The 14,401-nt window shown below is 64.3% G+C and carries 15 protein-coding genes and 1 tRNA gene; 7 read left to right on the forward strand and 9 right to left on the reverse strand.

Features of this window, described 5'->3' with window-relative positions; all coding sequences use genetic code 11:
- Positions 1-201: 201 nt before the first annotated feature.
- Together AM2010_RS11555 and msrB are read left to right on the forward strand one after the other, a co-directional pair.
- On the forward strand, positions 202-1,539 hold the full coding sequence (locus tag AM2010_RS11555) for a cytochrome P450 (protein WP_047807192.1): 1,338 nt from the start codon (positions 202-204) through the stop codon (positions 1,537-1,539).
- A gap of 53 nt (positions 1,540-1,592) precedes the next feature.
- Positions 1,593-2,093 carry a peptide-methionine (R)-S-oxide reductase MsrB gene (gene msrB, locus AM2010_RS11560; protein WP_047807193.1) on the forward strand — a complete coding sequence of 167 codons (501 nt, stop codon included), beginning with the start codon at positions 1,593-1,595 and terminating at the stop codon, positions 2,091-2,093.
- On the opposite strand, the gene AM2010_RS11565 is transcribed toward msrB, so the two are convergent.
- The 4 genes from AM2010_RS11565 to AM2010_RS11580 form a co-directional block, all read right to left on the reverse strand.
- Complete coding sequence (locus AM2010_RS11565) at positions 2,090-2,725, reverse strand: PilZ domain-containing protein (protein WP_047807194.1); 636 nt, start codon at positions 2,723-2,725, stop codon at positions 2,090-2,092. The two genes, msrB and AM2010_RS11565, sit on opposite strands and share 4 nt — an antisense overlap.
- Positions 2,726-2,847: 122 nt before the next feature.
- A tRNA-Leu gene (locus AM2010_RS11570) sits at positions 2,848-2,933 on the reverse strand.
- A 41-nt stretch (positions 2,934-2,974) separates the two neighbouring features.
- The gene (locus tag AM2010_RS11575; protein WP_047807195.1) at positions 2,975-3,256 is read right to left on the reverse strand and encodes an integration host factor subunit beta; all 282 of its coding nucleotides are present in this window, start codon (positions 3,254-3,256) and stop codon (positions 2,975-2,977) included.
- Positions 3,257-3,427: 171 nt separating this feature from the next.
- Positions 3,428-3,769: a GntR family transcriptional regulator gene (locus AM2010_RS11580; RefSeq protein ID WP_047807943.1), complete on the reverse strand. Its 342-nt coding sequence runs from the start codon at positions 3,767-3,769 to the stop codon at positions 3,428-3,430.
- A gap of 256 nt (positions 3,770-4,025) precedes the next feature.
- Here AM2010_RS11580 and AM2010_RS11585 point away from each other — a divergent pair, with 256 nt between their 5' ends.
- The 5 genes from AM2010_RS11585 to AM2010_RS11605 are packed head-to-tail and all read left to right on the forward strand — an operon-like array spanning position 4,026 to position 9,688.
- Positions 4,026-5,636, forward strand: a complete 1,611-nt coding sequence (locus AM2010_RS11585) for a peptide MFS transporter (protein ID WP_047807196.1) — start codon at positions 4,026-4,028, stop codon at positions 5,634-5,636.
- 59 nt (positions 5,637-5,695) lie between these two features.
- Positions 5,696-7,075: an amidohydrolase gene (locus AM2010_RS11590; RefSeq protein ID WP_047807197.1), complete on the forward strand. Its 1,380-nt coding sequence runs from the start codon at positions 5,696-5,698 to the stop codon at positions 7,073-7,075.
- Positions 7,072-8,451: an amidohydrolase family protein gene (locus AM2010_RS11595; RefSeq protein WP_047807198.1), complete on the forward strand. Its 1,380-nt coding sequence runs from the start codon at positions 7,072-7,074 to the stop codon at positions 8,449-8,451. The genes AM2010_RS11590 and AM2010_RS11595 overlap by 4 nt, the downstream gene beginning before the upstream one ends.
- A gap of 4 nt (positions 8,452-8,455) precedes the next feature.
- Positions 8,456-8,989, forward strand: a complete 534-nt coding sequence (locus AM2010_RS11600) for an FKBP-type peptidyl-prolyl cis-trans isomerase (protein WP_047807199.1) — start codon at positions 8,456-8,458, stop codon at positions 8,987-8,989.
- A 24-nt stretch (positions 8,990-9,013) separates the two neighbouring features.
- Positions 9,014-9,688: an NnrU family protein gene (locus AM2010_RS11605; RefSeq protein ID WP_047807200.1), complete on the forward strand. Its 675-nt coding sequence runs from the start codon at positions 9,014-9,016 to the stop codon at positions 9,686-9,688.
- Here AM2010_RS11605 and AM2010_RS11610 read toward each other — a convergent pair.
- The 5 genes from AM2010_RS11610 to AM2010_RS14235 all read right to left on the reverse strand — a co-directional run bounded on the left by AM2010_RS11610 (position 9,614) and on the right by AM2010_RS14235 (position 14,247).
- Positions 9,614-10,924: a S41 family peptidase gene (locus tag AM2010_RS11610; protein WP_150115281.1), complete on the reverse strand. Its 1,311-nt coding sequence runs from the start codon at positions 10,922-10,924 to the stop codon at positions 9,614-9,616. The two genes, AM2010_RS11605 and AM2010_RS11610, sit on opposite strands and share 75 nt — an antisense overlap.
- Positions 10,921-12,852: a 1-deoxy-D-xylulose-5-phosphate synthase gene (gene dxs / locus AM2010_RS11615; protein ID WP_047807201.1), complete on the reverse strand. Its 1,932-nt coding sequence runs from the start codon at positions 12,850-12,852 to the stop codon at positions 10,921-10,923. The genes AM2010_RS11610 and dxs overlap by 4 nt, the downstream gene beginning before the upstream one ends.
- A gap of 63 nt (positions 12,853-12,915) precedes the next feature.
- On the reverse strand, positions 12,916-13,386 hold the full coding sequence (locus AM2010_RS11620; protein WP_047807202.1) for a Fur family transcriptional regulator: 471 nt from the start codon (positions 13,384-13,386) through the stop codon (positions 12,916-12,918).
- Positions 13,387-13,441: 55 nt separating this feature from the next.
- On the reverse strand, positions 13,442-14,113 hold the full coding sequence (msrA, locus tag AM2010_RS11625) for a peptide-methionine (S)-S-oxide reductase MsrA (RefSeq protein ID WP_047807203.1): 672 nt from the start codon (positions 14,111-14,113) through the stop codon (positions 13,442-13,444).
- Entirely contained in the window at positions 14,110-14,247 is a 138-nt protein-coding gene (locus tag AM2010_RS14235) for a hypothetical protein (protein ID WP_156178740.1), read from the reverse strand. Before AM2010_RS14235 ends, msrA begins: the two co-directional genes overlap by 4 nt.
- Positions 14,248-14,401: the final 154 nt, after the last annotated feature.

Raw genomic sequence — 14,401 nt, forward strand, 5'->3', positions numbered from 1 at the left:
GTGTACGCCGACCGTTCTGGCGCGACGTGGTAAAGTTACGGTTAAGTTGCGCCGGCTCCGCTTTTTCCGGGCGATGCCCGATCGGGGTTGCGATGCGATAGGTCGCAAATCGAAACGCACTATTGACAAGCGGGTAAGCAGGGGCAGGATGGGCAGCGCCACGCACCGGTTCGACAAGCGTGCGGGCGAGGAGAGAGATTTATGGCCACCCAGTTCGCCGAACAGCCCCGGCAGTATCGCACGTCGCCCATCGCGGTCGAAGCCCTGCGGGAACATCTGGCGCTCCACCCAGAGGAGAAGTGGAGCCATACGCACCCGTACGATGTCAGCCGCAGCGATATCTATTTCGAAGATCGCTGGCAGCCGATCTTCGCCGATATGCGGGCCAAGGGGCCAATCCACTGGGTCGATGAAAGCCCGGTGGGGCCATACTGGAACGTGGTCGGTCACAAGGCGATCGGCCATGTCGAAGCGTTGCCGGAACTGTTTTCGTCCAGCTGGGAACACGGCGGGATCACGATCCTCAACCGGCTTGATGAAGAGCAGCTGGCGGCGCAGGGCCGCGAACGCTTCGAACTGCCGATGTTCATCGCGATGGACCGGCCCAAGCACACCGGTCAGCGGCGCACCGTTGCCCCTGCCTTTACCCCAGCGGAAATGAAGCGGCTGGACGATGATATCCGCCACCGCACCGGCGAACTGCTCGATTCGCTTCCGAAAGGGGAGGTGTTCGACTGGGTCGACAGGGTTTCGATCGAGCTGACCACCGGGATGCTGGCGATCCTGTTCGATTTCCCGTGGGAAGATCGCCGCCTGTTGACCTTCTGGTCCGATTGGGCGGGCGATACGGAGATCGCGATGGTGCGCGACCTAGATGAAATGCGCCAGGGCATTTTGCGCGAAATGGGCGCCTATTTCCAGCAGCTATGGGCCGATCGTGCCAATAAGGAGCCGGGACCGGATCTCATTTCGATGATGATCCACTCGCCGGCGATGAACCAGATGAGCCCGCAGGAATTCATGGGCAATCTGGTGTTGCTGATCGTGGGGGGGAACGACACCACACGCAATACGATGAGCGGCATCGTCCATGCGTTCGACACGTTCCCCGACCAGCGCAAGCTGTTCGAGGAGAATCCCGACCTCATCCCCAATGCGGTGCAGGAGTGCATTCGCTACCAGACCCCTCTGGCCCATATGCGCCGGACCTGCACCGAAGATACCGAGCTGTTCGGCAAGAAGATCAAGGCGGGCGACAAGCTCGTCCTGTGGTATCTTTCGGCCAACCGCGACGAGGACGTGTTCGAGAACCCCGACAAGCTCGACATCACGCGCGAGAATGCGCGGCGGCACCTCGCCTTCGGCTACGGCATTCACCGCTGCGTGGGCGCGCGCCTTGCTGAACTGCAGCTGCGTGTTCTGCTGGAAGAAATGCATGCGCGACGCATGCGGGTTCACGTGGCCGGCGATGTCGAGCGCGTCCGGGCAAACTTCGTTCACGGCTTCCGCAAGCTCGAAGTCGAGGTCACGTCTTTCTGACTCTACTGCCCCGTTCCGGCGATGTTCAGGGCGGTGGGCGCATCGTGCTGGCCATGAACAAGGAAATCGCACCGATCGGTCGCCGAGCGGCCTTGCGCCTCGTGGCGCTCGGTTCGGCCGGTCTGGCGCTCGGTGCCTGCGGCAGCGAACGGGCGGAAGCGCGCCGATGGAAGGTCGTGCGTAGCGACGCCCAGTGGCGTGCACGGCTGACCCGCAGCCAGTACCGCGTCTTGCGCGAAGGCTGGACGGAGCGCGCGCATTCCTCGCCACTCGATCGCGAAAGGCGTGCCGGCACGTTCGTCTGCGCAGGGTGCGGCAATACGCTCTATGCTTCGGAGACGAAGTACGACAGCGGGACGGGCTGGCCCAGCTTCTGGAAGCCATTGCCGGGCGCGATCGTGACCGAGGCCGATTTCAGGCTCGGTTATCCGCGTACCGAAGTGCTCTGCGCCGATTGCGGCGGCCATCTGGGGCACGTGTTTGGCGACGGCCCCCCGCCGACCGGCAAGCGCTATTGCATGAACGGCGCCGCGATGGCGTTCCGTCCCGCCTAGCTTTCACCCGGTTGGACAGCCAGAAGTGAAGGACACTGCAGCCGTGCCGTGGTGTGTGCAAGTTCGCGCAAATTGAAGGTCGTATCGAACGAGAGGCCGTAGTGCTGGCGGTCGCGCCAGCGGACCTTGGCGTGAATGTCCGGCAGGCGCCGCGAAACGAGACGAAGCGGCTGGTCGATCGCAAGAAAGGTCGCGCATTCGATGCAGGCGCCCTGCTGCGAAATATTGACCAGATCGCCTTCCAGCACGTGCCCGGTCGATTCGATCCGCAAGGGAAGGCTCACGTCCAGACGCAGGGGGCGCTTGGGATAGTCGCTCGGTTCGGCCAGAAGTTCGGCGACCTCGACTTCCCGGTCGAAACGATAGCCGGCCTCCACGCCGCGGTTCCAGACTTCCTCGATCGTGTAGCGTTCGCCGCTCTGGAGTTCCAGTTGCAGCCCGTCTCCCTGAGGGAGGTGATGAAACCCGCGCAGGCTGACGCCCGTCGCCGAAACATCGCGGATAACGCACAGGAATTGCCCCTGCGGTGCAAGCAGCTTGGCCGCGCGCATTAACAGGGTAAAACGCGGCGCCGCCCGCGCTTCGGCCGAACCGTCGCGTTCGGTCGGTTCCTGGCTGGGAGCCTGTTCCATCTATCGCCTTTCGCCAGCCGCGGCCCGTTTGCATGCCGCCGCTTGCCCAAATCGCATACAAACTATCAGCGATTGGTTGTCAAAGTTCTAAGTGTCTTACCTTAGCGGCCTTTCAGTACAGGTGGTGCGGGCGGCGGGACTCGAACCCGCACGAGGGAAACCTCAGGGGATTTTAAGTCCCCGGCGTCTACCATTCCGCCACGCCCGCAGACGCCTGTCCCGCTTGATCTGTCCGGCAGCCTGGGCGAATCAATCGGCGTTCAGCCGCTCGCGCATTTCCTTGCCGGGCTTGAAAAAGGGTACGCGCTTGGCCGGTACCTCCACTGGTTCGCCAGTGCGTGGATTGCGGCCGGTGCGGGCCTTGCGTTCGCGAGTGGAGAAGGCACCAAATCCGCGCAGCTCCACACGGCCGCCTTCGGTCAGGCGCGCGGCGATCTCTTCGAAGAAGATGTCCACCACCTGTTCGACTTCCTCAGCGCGAAGCTCCGGATTGTCCTTCGCCAGGGCCTGAAGCAGTTCCGATCGTATCATTCACTTCCTCCGGTATGCTCGCATGAACGCGGTCCCGTCGCGATCACTCAAGCAGGCGACCCGATCACCATATGCTGCCGCGCGATCCTGATGTGCAGTTTCGTGCCGTGGGGCATGCCAGATGTGTCCGCCGGGCGCAATCGCCGCGCTGTGCCGCTGGTACCACCTTCGTCACCCGCGTTCGAGCAGCTCGGCCGGATCGATCCCGAGGCGGTTCATCCGGGCGCGCAGTTCGGGCCATTCTTCGGTCAGGAACTGTGCGCGCTCGTTACGGCGCAGCCGCTCGGCCGCGCCGGCGACGACGTACATGCCGACCCCGCGCTGGACTTCCACCAGCCCGTCGGTCTGAAATTGCTGATAGGCCTTGGCGACGGTCAGGGGGTTGGCCCCCTGTTCGGCGGCGAAGGCGCGCACCGAGGGGAGCATTTCCCCTTCGGCATAATCACCGTCGATAATCGCGGCCGCAATCTGGTCGCGCAGCCGGAGGTAAACGGGGCGGCTCTGCTGTGTCATCGGCGCTGGATCATCGGTTTCGTCCTCGGCTGGCGGAGGCGGCACGCCATATGGTGCGTCAGTGACATAATACAGCGCGGCGCGCAAGGTTCCCACTATGCCCCTATCTCGCGATAAATCCCCGGTTTCGCCTGTAACTAATACTTCACATGGAGAAATCTGGCGTTAGGGTGCGCGAGCTGAAACGGGCCTGGGGGGCTCGCGTAGCCGGTCAATCCTGAAGGCCGGTCGATCCGACAAGGGAGGCGCATTCTAGATGGCAACGCAATCCATGCCGCATGGGGACTCCGCGGGAACGATCCTCGGTCATCCCAAGGGGCTGTTCGTCCTATTCTTCGCCGAGATGTGGGAGCGTTTCTCCTACTACGGCATGCGCGCGCTGCTGATCTTCTATCTGGTGCAGCACTGGATGTTTTCCGATTCCCAGGCGTCGATCATTTACGGTGCCTATACCGCGCTGGTCTATATCGCTCCGGTCGTCGGCGGTTATCTTGCCGATCGGTATCTCGGCCAGCGAAAGGCGGTGCTGTTCGGTGCCGTCCTGCTGACACTGGGCCACTTCTTCATGGCGTTCGAAGGGGATGGCGGACAGTCGAACGTGATCATCAACGTGTTCTGGCTGGCACTGGCGCTGATTATCGTCGGATCGGGCTTTCTGAAGGCCAATATCTCGGTGATGGTGGGCCAGCTCTATCCGCGAACCGATATTCGGCGCGACCCGGCCTACACGATCTTCTACATGGGAATTAACCTTGGTGCCGCGCTTGGTTCGCTGATTTGCGGTTATCTCGGCATGCACCCTGACTACGGCTGGTCTTACGGCTTCGGTGCCGCCGGTTTCGGCATGCTGCTGGGTCTTGTCGTATTCATATGGGGCAAGCCGCTCCTTCTGGGCCGTGGTGAGCCGAAGGAACCGGCCAAGCTCAAGCAGCGCCGCGCCGGGCTCAATCTCGAATGGTGGACCTATCTTGCCGGCCTGGCGATGGTCGGGCTCTGCTGGCTCGCAATCCAGTACCAGGACTTGGTCGGTTGGGTTCTCTTCTTCTTCGGGCTCGCGCTCGTCGCCTATGTCGTCTTCATCGCGGTGACCCGTCTCTCGTCGGAAGATCGCGATCGCATTTTTGCGGCGCTGTTCCTCATTTTCGTCTCGATCGTGTTCTGGGCCCTGTTCGAGCAGGCCGGTTCCTCGCTGAACCTGTTTACTGACAGGCATGTGGACCGCTCGTTCTTCGGGATCGAACCGACCGCGGCCCAGTTCCAGTCGCTCAATGCGATCTACATCGTTCTGCTAGCGCCGTTGTTCGCTATCGTCTGGACCTGGCTCGGTCGGCGCGGGTGGGAACCATCCACGCCGCTGAAATTCGGCCTCGCCGTGATCCAGGTGGGGCTCGGCTTCCTCGTTCTCGTCTGGGGCGCGCAGGCCGTGGGCATCGAGAATGCGACGCCCGTCCTGTTCATTTTCCTGATCTACCTGCTGCACACGACCGGCGAGCTGTGCCTGTCGCCAGTGGGCCTCAGCGCGATGAATCGCCTCAGCCCGGTGCATATGGCTTCGCTAGTCATGGGCACGTGGTTCTTCGCCTCGGCAACCGGCAACTTTGCCGCTGGCCTGATCGCCTCCGCGACCGGCGGCGAGAATGTGGGTGAAGAAGCTGGACGCGAAGTCGCGCTGGGCGTCTATCAGACGGTCGGTCTCTACGCGATCGGCATTGGCGTCGTCGTCATGGTTGTCAGCCCGCTGATCAAGAGGCTGATGCATCTCGACACCCTGACCGACGATACGGTGGACGACGATCTGCTCGGCGGTGAGGAAGTCGGTGAGCCGCAGGCTGCCGGGATCCATCCGGCCACGCGCCAGCAGGATTGAGATACTGAATACCGGGGGCGTGGAGCGATCTGCGCCCCCGTTTCTTTGGGGGCATCCATATGAATGCGATTACTCGCCTGTTTTCCGTCGCGGCTGCCGGTGCGCTGCTGGCGGCCTGTAGCGCGGGCGGTTCCGGCAGCAGCCCGGTGGCTTCGGCCAGCGCGCGCGACTATCCCGACACGCCTTATCCTTCGACTTACCGCCCCTATCCCGGCGAACCGACCGCGCTGGTCGGGGCGACGATCTACGATGGCGCGGGCGGCCGGATCGACAACGGCACCGTATTGTTCCGCAATGGGGAAATTGTTGCGGTCGGCGATGCCGCGCTTTCGACCGAAGGCTATACCCGCATCGATGGCAGCGGGAAGTTCGTCACCCCCGGCGTGATCGACATCCACAGCCACCTGGGCGATTATCCGACCCCCTCTGTCGATGCCCATTCCGATGGCAACGAGGCAACGGCGCCCACCACGCCGGATGTCTGGGCCGAACACTCGGTCTGGCCGCAGGATCCGGGCTTTACCCGGGCGCTGGCCAACGGCGGGGTCACGGCGCTGCAGATCCTGCCCGGTTCCGCCAACCTGATGGGCGGGCGTTCGGTGACGCTCAAGAACGTGCCGAGCCGCACGGTTCAGGGCATGAAGTTCCCCGGTGCGCCCTATGGCTTCAAGATGGCCTGCGGGGAAAATCCCAAGCGCGTCTATGGCCGCAAGGGGCGCAAGCCTTCCACCCGCATGGGCAACTTCGCGGTCAACCGTCAGACCTGGTACGAAGCGAAGGAATATGCCGCCGGCGATCGCAAGAAGCGCGATCTGGCCAAGGAAACGCTGGCCGGCGTGCTCGACGGTGAAATCCTGGTTCATAACCACTGCTACCGCGCCGACGAGATGGCGCTGGTGATGGATATGGCCAAGGAGATGGGATACCGCGTCACCGCCTTCCACCACGCGGTCGAAGCGTACAAGATCGGCGATCTCCTGCGCGAGAACGAGGTTTGCAGCGCGATCTGGGCCGACTGGTACGGGTTCAAGATGGAAGCTTACGACGGCATCCTCGAAAACGCTGCCCTGCTGCGCCAGGCTGGTGCCTGCGTGGTGATCCATTCGGACAGCGACCAGGGTATCCAGCGGCTCAATCAGGAAGCGGCCAAGGCCCAGGCGGCCGGTGCGCGCATGGGGATCGACATTCCCGATGCCGAAGTGGTCGGCTGGTTCACGCTCAACGCCGCGAAGGCGATGGGCATCGCCGACATGACCGGCAGCCTTGAACCGGGCAAGATGGCCGATGTCGTGCTGTGGAATGGCGATCCCCTGTCGGTCTATTCGCGGCCGGAGAAAGTCTGGATCGATGGTGCGCTGATGTTTGATGCGCTTGACGCCAGCCGACGACCGGTGAGCGATTTCGAACTCGGCCAGCCGGGCGAAGGAGACGTCAAATGATCCGCGCAGGCATTCTTGCGGCCGCGTTCGGCTGCGCTCTCACCCTCGTTGCCGCGCCCGCCGCCGCGCAGGATTTCGTGATCACCAATGCGACTGTCGCGACCGGTGACGGCAGCGAACCGATCGCGGGTGGCTATGTCGTGGTGGAAAACGGCAAAGTGGCGCAGATCGGCAGCGGAACCGCAGTAACCGATTATCCGGCGATTGACGCCGGCGGCGGCTGGGTGACCCCGGGACTGGTGGCCACCGTGACGTCGCTCGGCCTGTGGGACGTGGGGGCGGTGAGCGAATCCAACGATACGCGCGCCAGCCGCTCGCCCTTCAGCGCCGCGCTCGACGTCGTGCCGGTGGTCAATCCCAATTCGCAGCATATCAAGGTCCACCGCGCGGCGGGGATCACCCGCGCCGCGACCGTCACGATGCCGTCCGGCTCGATCTTCGGCGGGCAAGGGGCGATTATCGATCTCGGCGACGATGGCGATCCGATCACGCGGGCCCGTGCGTTCCAGATCGTGTCGCTGGGCGAGAGCGGAGGGCGCCTTGCGGGCGGCAGTCGCGCTTCTGCCCATGCACTGTTCCGCAACGCCTTGCGCGAAGCGGACCGTTTCGGGCAGGACGCGCGTATCCCTGGCCGCGCCTCGCGCCCGGCGGAACGCGACCCGGGCGACGACATGCCGCTCGATCCGCGCATGGCGACGGGGAACGCGGAGCGCGGCGACGACGTATTGCTGAGCCGCTTCGACGCGGCTGCTCTGGTGCCGGTCGTGCGGGGCGAGCAGCCCCTGTATGTCGAGGTGGAACGGGCTTCCGACATTCGCAGCGTTCTGGCGCTCAGGCAGGAATTTCCCCGGCTCGATCTGGTGCTTGTCGGGGCGAGCGAAGGCTGGCTCGTTGCGAACGAGATCGCCGCAGCCGGGGTGCCGGTGATCGCCGACGGCCTCGACGATCTGCCCGAAAATTTTGAGGAGCTGGCGGCGACCCAATCGAACATCGGCCGCATGGCCAGCGCCGGCGTCAAAGTGGCGATCAACGCCGCGGCCATGGAAAACCCGCGCAATCTCAACCAGTTTGCCGGCAATCTGGTGGCCCTTGCCCGAATGCCGCGGGCGAGCGGGTTGAGCTGGGGCCAGGCCCTGGCGGCGATCACTTCGATCCCCGCAGAAATCAGCGGTCTCGGCGGACGCGCGGGTGTGCTGGCCCGCGGGGCCAACGGCGATCTGGTGATCTGGGACAAGGACCCGCTCGAACTGGGGGCAATGCCCGTTCGCGTGTTCATCGACGGGGTCGAACAGCCCCTGGACAACCATCAGAGCCGGTTGAAGGAGCGTTATCGCGATCTCGACGAAAGCCGGCTGCCCAAAGCATACGACTGGTAAGGCGATGACCGCGAAGAATGCCCAGCAGCCCGCGGGCGCGCTGACCACGCTGGCGGCATTGGCCGCCGCGGTCATGGCAGTTGCCGTGTTCGCGCTGGTCCCGGCGCTGGCGCAGAACACGCCGCCCGATCGGTCGCAGGACGCGGCCTGGCACAACCAGCAGCAGGCAGCTCTGGCCAACCTCAAGCCGGAAGATGGCTGGCGGACGCTCGATGGCGGTCTGCGAATCCGGCGCGTGAAAGGCGACGGAACCGGCCCGCATCCCACGGTGGAGGATCGGGTAACGATCCACTACGCCGGGACGCTGACGGATGGGACCACGTTCGATAGCTCTTGGGATCGGGGGGAGCCGGCCAGTTTCCCCCTCGGCCGCCTGATTCCGGCCTGGCAGATGGCGGTTCCGCACATGGCGGTGGGCGATACCATCGAAATAGTCGTGCCGGCCGATCTTGCCTACGGCCCCGGCGGCAAGGGGCCGATCCCCGGCAATGCGACCCTGCTGTTCACGATCGAGCTTGTTGCTATAGAAGGGCGATAGACAACGACGGGGGAGAACGACTGCATGGACCCGCTAGTTTCGCTGGCTGCCGCCAGCATCGCGTTCGTCGGCACGCATTTCGCCCTGTCTCATCCCTTGCGCGCTCCGATCGTCGGAATGATCGGCGAGCGCGCGTTTCTCGGCCTCTATTCGCTGGTCGCACTGGCCACTTTCGCCTGGATGGTCCTGGCTTTTCGCGCCGCGCCGCCCGCCGATCTGGGCGGATCGGGCGACGAGGGGTGGATCGTGGCCACCGTGCTCACCGTCCCGGCGCTCGTGCTGTTTCTGGGCTCGCTGTGGAAGAACCCGGCCTTGCCCGATCCGCGTGCGGCCGATTCGGCACGGCGTGATCCGACCGGCGTATTCGCCGTCACTCGCCATCCGATGATGTGGGGCTTCGCCCTTTGGGCCATCAGCCACATTGTCTTGTGGTGGAGCGTCCGCACCCTGATCGTGGCCGTCGCCGTGCTGTTTCTGGCCCTCGTCGGGGCGCATATGCAGGACCGGAAGAAGCGCGCGCTGATGGGCGACGCCTGGGCCGGATGGGAAGCGCGAACCCGTTATTGGCCCCGCTGGACCGCGCTGCCGCGCGCCGGCCTTGTCCTCTGGCTGGCGGCCCTGGCGCTATGGCTGGTGCTGACCTGGTCGCACATCCACGCCGCCGGCATTCCCGCCGGCCTGTGGCTCTGGATCGGCTGACGACGTGCGGGGACCATTGGCCGAGGGACAATGCGCTGCGGGGTGAAACCGCTCACGCGGCGTGCCGTCGACCGCCATCAGGCGCTCGTTCGGTAACTTGAAAATGATGTTGCTTTCGCCAAGGCGGAAATCCGTGATCGCGCCGAGAAGTCCGGCCATTGCGTCGCCTTCCACGCAGGCGCCGAGTTCGGCCATCCCCAAAGCCAGGCCTTCGCCCATGCTTCCCGTCCAGCGGCCCACACGCACCGTTACCGGCCCCGAATGATGCCGCCCCTTGCGAGGTAGGACCAGCTCGATCCATTGTCGTGCAATGCCAGTCTGCCGCTCTTCCGCTGGATAGGCGTGCATTTGGTACGCCGTGGGCCGGTCCGCGAACCAGCCCAGAATAGCCCGGGCAACGGTAGTGTTGCCGCCGCTTGGAGTGTCGGTCAGATCGAGCAGAACCGTTTCGCTATCCGCGACTTCCGCCATCGCGGCGTCGAAAGCAGCAATTGTTGCTGCATCGCCGAGTGAATTGTTGAAGCGTATCTGCAGGACGCCGCTGGTCCGTGATACCGACACCGGTGCCAGTTTCTCGCTCTCCGTCATGTACAGGTTGGGAAGGTTAAAGTGCCGGACCGTGCCATCCTGCAATCGCACGCCCAGTTCACGCGCACGGTCGCGCCGCCCTGCGGCGAGAACACGCGCAGCAAAACCGTCGCGAACGTCATTCCCCTGAGTGCCAAGGTCGCCCCAGAATGCCGACACTGCCTGCCCTGTTGGAACCTCGCCGATCGACACGAGTGCCGAGTCGGGGATGATCCCCGCGCGTTGAGCCGGGGAACCGGAGCGCACGGCGGAAATTACGAATTCTCCATCCAGCCGCTCGATCCAGAGATCGGAATAGCTGGGTACGACTGCCCAACTGTTCGCGAAACTGGATCCTGCGATAGCGTGATGATCTGCAAGCAGTAGTAGCGAGCGCTCCACGAAACGGAGCAGATCGCGCTTGTCCTCAATCGCCTCAGCTTCCCGTTGCAAGGGCGGAGTGAGGTCAAAGCGCTGCTCTGGCAGCCGGTCGAGATAGGCGTAATTCGTGTTGATCTCTGTTGCGAGCGAGCGCGCCTCGTCGCGCAAAGCGTTAGCGGAGTTCTCCGGTTGCGCCCCGCTTTCGCGGGCTGCCGCGCCGGAGGGTTCTGCCACACTTATTGTCGCCACCGTTGCTGCGATGGCGATGAGCAGCCGCATCGCGATCATGCCCGCGCCTCTTCCACTCCGGCACTGTTGTGGCGCAGCGCCTTCAGCACCGTATCGACGATATGCGGCGCATTCAGACCGGCTTCGTCGTACTGCTTTTCCGGCGCGTCGTGGTCCTGAAACAGGTCGGGAAGGCGCATGGTGCGGATCTTGAGCCCGGTGTCGAGCAGGCCGGCATCGCTGGCGAAAGTCAGCACGTGCGCGCCGAGCCCGCCGATTGCCGCTTCCTCAATCGTCACCACGACTTCGTGGCTGGCGGTAAGCTGTTCGACCAGTGCGGTATCCAGCGGCTTGGCAAAACGCATGTCGGCAACGGTCGTGGGCAGCCCCTTCGCCTCGAGCTGGTCGGCGGCCTTGAGCGCTTCGTGCAACCGGGTTCCGAGCGACAGGATCGCGACTTTGCCGCCGTTTGCCTTGCCGCGCACGACGCGGCCCTTGCCGATCTCCAGCTTCTCCGGCGCTTGGGGCAGAGGCACGCCCACGCCTGCGCCGCGCGGATAGCGGAACGCAATCGGGCCATCGTCGTACTCGGCGGCGGTATAGGTCATGTGAACCAGCTCCGCCTCGTCCGCCGCGGCCATGACCACGAAGTTGGGCAGGGTGGCGAGATAGGTCACGTCGAACGATCCGGCATGGGTCGCGCCGTCAGCGCCGACCAGCCCGGCGCGGTCGATCGCGAAACGGACCGGAAGGTTCTGGATCGCGACGTCGTGCACCACCTGGTCGTAAGCGCGCTGGAGAAAGGTCGAATAGATCGCGGCGAACGGTCGCATACCCTGCGCGGCAAGGCCGGCGGCGAAGGTGACGCCATGCTGTTCGGCGATGCCGACGTCGAACGCGCGATCGGGGTGCGCCTGTGCGAACTTGTCCACCCCGGTGCCACCGGGCATTGCGGCGGTGATCGCGCAGATGCGCCTGTCGCTCTCGGCCAGCTTCGCCAGCGTTTCGCCGAACACGTTCTGATAATTGGGCGGGCCGCCGCTCGATTTCTTCTGCTTGCCGGTGATGACGTCGAACCGGGCAACCCCATGATACTTGTCGGCGCTGTCTTCCGCAGGGGCGTAACCTTTGCCCTTCTGGGTCACGACATGGACCAGCACCGGGCCCTGTTCGCTGTCGCGCACATTTTCCAGCACGGGGATCAGGTGTTCGAGATTGTGCCCATCGATCGGGCCGACGTAATAGAACCCGAGTTCTTCGAACAGCGTGCCGCCCGTAACCATGCCGCGCGTATATTCCTCCGCCTTTTCAAGGCTGGAATGCACCCGGCGCGAAAGCTTGCGTGCGACTTTGGAGGCGAGGCTGCGCAGGCCGAGATACTCGCTGGAGGATACCATGCGCGCGAGGTAGGCCGACAGTCCGCCGACGGGTGGGGCAATCGACATGTCATTGTCGTTGAGGATCACGACCAGCCGGTTTCCCGCCTGTTCGGCGTTGTTCATCGCCTCGTAGGCCATGCCCGCGCTCATCGCACCGTCGCCGATGACGGCGATCGCCTTGCCCGGCCGATCGTTCAGCTTGTTGGCAACCGCGAACCCCAGCCCGGCGGAAATCGAAGTGGACGAATGCGCCGCGCCGAACGGATCGTATTCGCTCTCGGTCCGCTTGGTGAAGCCCGAGAGCCCACCGCCCTGGCGCAGCGTACGAATGCGGTCGCGGCGCCCGGTGAGGATCTTGTGCGGATAGGCCTGGTGGCCCACGTCCCAGATCAGCTTGTCTTCCGGCGTGGCGAAGACATAGTGGATCGCTACCGTCAGCTCCACCACGCCCAGGCCGGACCCCAGGTGCCCGCCGGTGCTGCCCACGGCATCGATCATTTCGTTCCGCAGTTCGTCCGAAAACTGGCGCAACTGGCTTTTGTCGAGCCGGCGAAGATCGTCCGGCGTATCGACCGTGTCGAGCAGAGGCGTTTCAAGGGTTTGGCTCATGTCAATTGCCTTACACCGGGGAACGCAGGCTGTCGATGAAGGCTGCGCGCGATCCGGTCTGCCTCAGCCCGCGCAGGAATCGCACAGGCCGCGCACCTCGATGATCGGGCGCCGGGTGCGAAACGCGCTTTCGCCCGCAATCGCGCGAACCCGGCGTGAGACGGCTTCGTCGTCGACATGCGTTGCCTCGCCGCATTCGTCGCACACCAGAAAGATGCAGTCGTGCGCGCATCCGGGATGGGTGTTGGCGAGGTAGGCGTTGGCGCTCTCTATCCGCATGGCGAGGTTGTTCGACACGAACAGGTCGAGAATGCGATAGACGCTGTTGGGCGCGACGCGTTTGCCGCGCGCCGCCGAAAGATTGTCGGCAATGTCGTAGGCCGAGGCAGGGCGGTCGTGCCGGGCCAGTTCTTCGAACACGGAACCCCGCATTGCGGTCCACTGTTCCCCCGAAGCGACGAGGGCATCGCGTGCCGCAGAGACGAGATTCTTGCCGCTATGTTCGCGGTGGGCATGATCTTTCACGGTAGCCATGGGGCGGATATAGCGATTGCCAGCGCGGGGCGCCAGCATGGCCGGCCCCGGCGGCTTAGCCGCGCTGGAACCGGGCGCTGTACTGCGCGGGATAAAGGCGCTTGAGCGCAGCAATCTTGGGCAAGTCCCACCGTTTGACGTAGGCGTTGCCGGGATAGCGGACGATGAAGTCCTGATGTTTGCTTTCGGCGGGAAAGAACGCCTGCGCCCGCTCGATGTCGGCCACGATAGGTCCCCGCCACTGGCCGGAGCTTTCCATCTGCGCGAGATAGGCTTTCGCGACCGCGAGCTGTTCGGCGCTGGTGGGGATGAGAGCGGTGCGATAATGCGCGCCGACATCGGGACCCTGCCGGTTCTTCAGCGTCGGATCGGCGACGACGGAGAAGAATATGCGAACCAGTTCGTCATAACGCACGACGGCGGGATCGTACGTTACGCGGACGGCTTCGGCATGATCGGTGATACCCGATGACACGAGGTCGTAGCGGGCCTGACGCTCGGTTCCACCATGATAGCCAGCGACCGCGCTCTTCACGCCCCTGACATGGCTGAAGACACCTTCGACGCCCCAGAAACATCCGCCCGCGAACACGGCGGTCTTCAACCCGCCGGTTTCCCGCGCCGTTCGTTCGGCGGCAGGCGCGGCGACAATCGTTTCGGTTGCATCTGCTGCGGGCTGACACGCGACGATCGCCAGCGAACCCGCAAGGGCGAGCAGCGCCCTCACCGCGTCTGCGCAGCCTCGGCCGGCGGAGCGATTGCACCGACAATGTCCGGGCCGGCCTGCAGGCCGACGAGCAGCGCCCCGGCGACGAAGCCAATGGCGAAATTGCGGAACAGGTCGGTCTTGAACATTTTCATGGCGAGGGGTCTTCGTGCGAATCTTCTGACAGCACGACCTAGCAGGGCGCGCTTTCGACAAGGTGAACGTGGGGTTCGGGTCCCGTTTACGGAAGGGTGCGCCGGGCCAGCGATTCTATCAGGGGGTAAACCTGGCTCGCGGGCCGTGCCGCAA

Source organism: Pelagerythrobacter marensis (assembly GCF_001028625.1).
Classification (GTDB): Bacteria; Pseudomonadota; Alphaproteobacteria; order Sphingomonadales; family Sphingomonadaceae; genus Pelagerythrobacter; species Pelagerythrobacter marensis.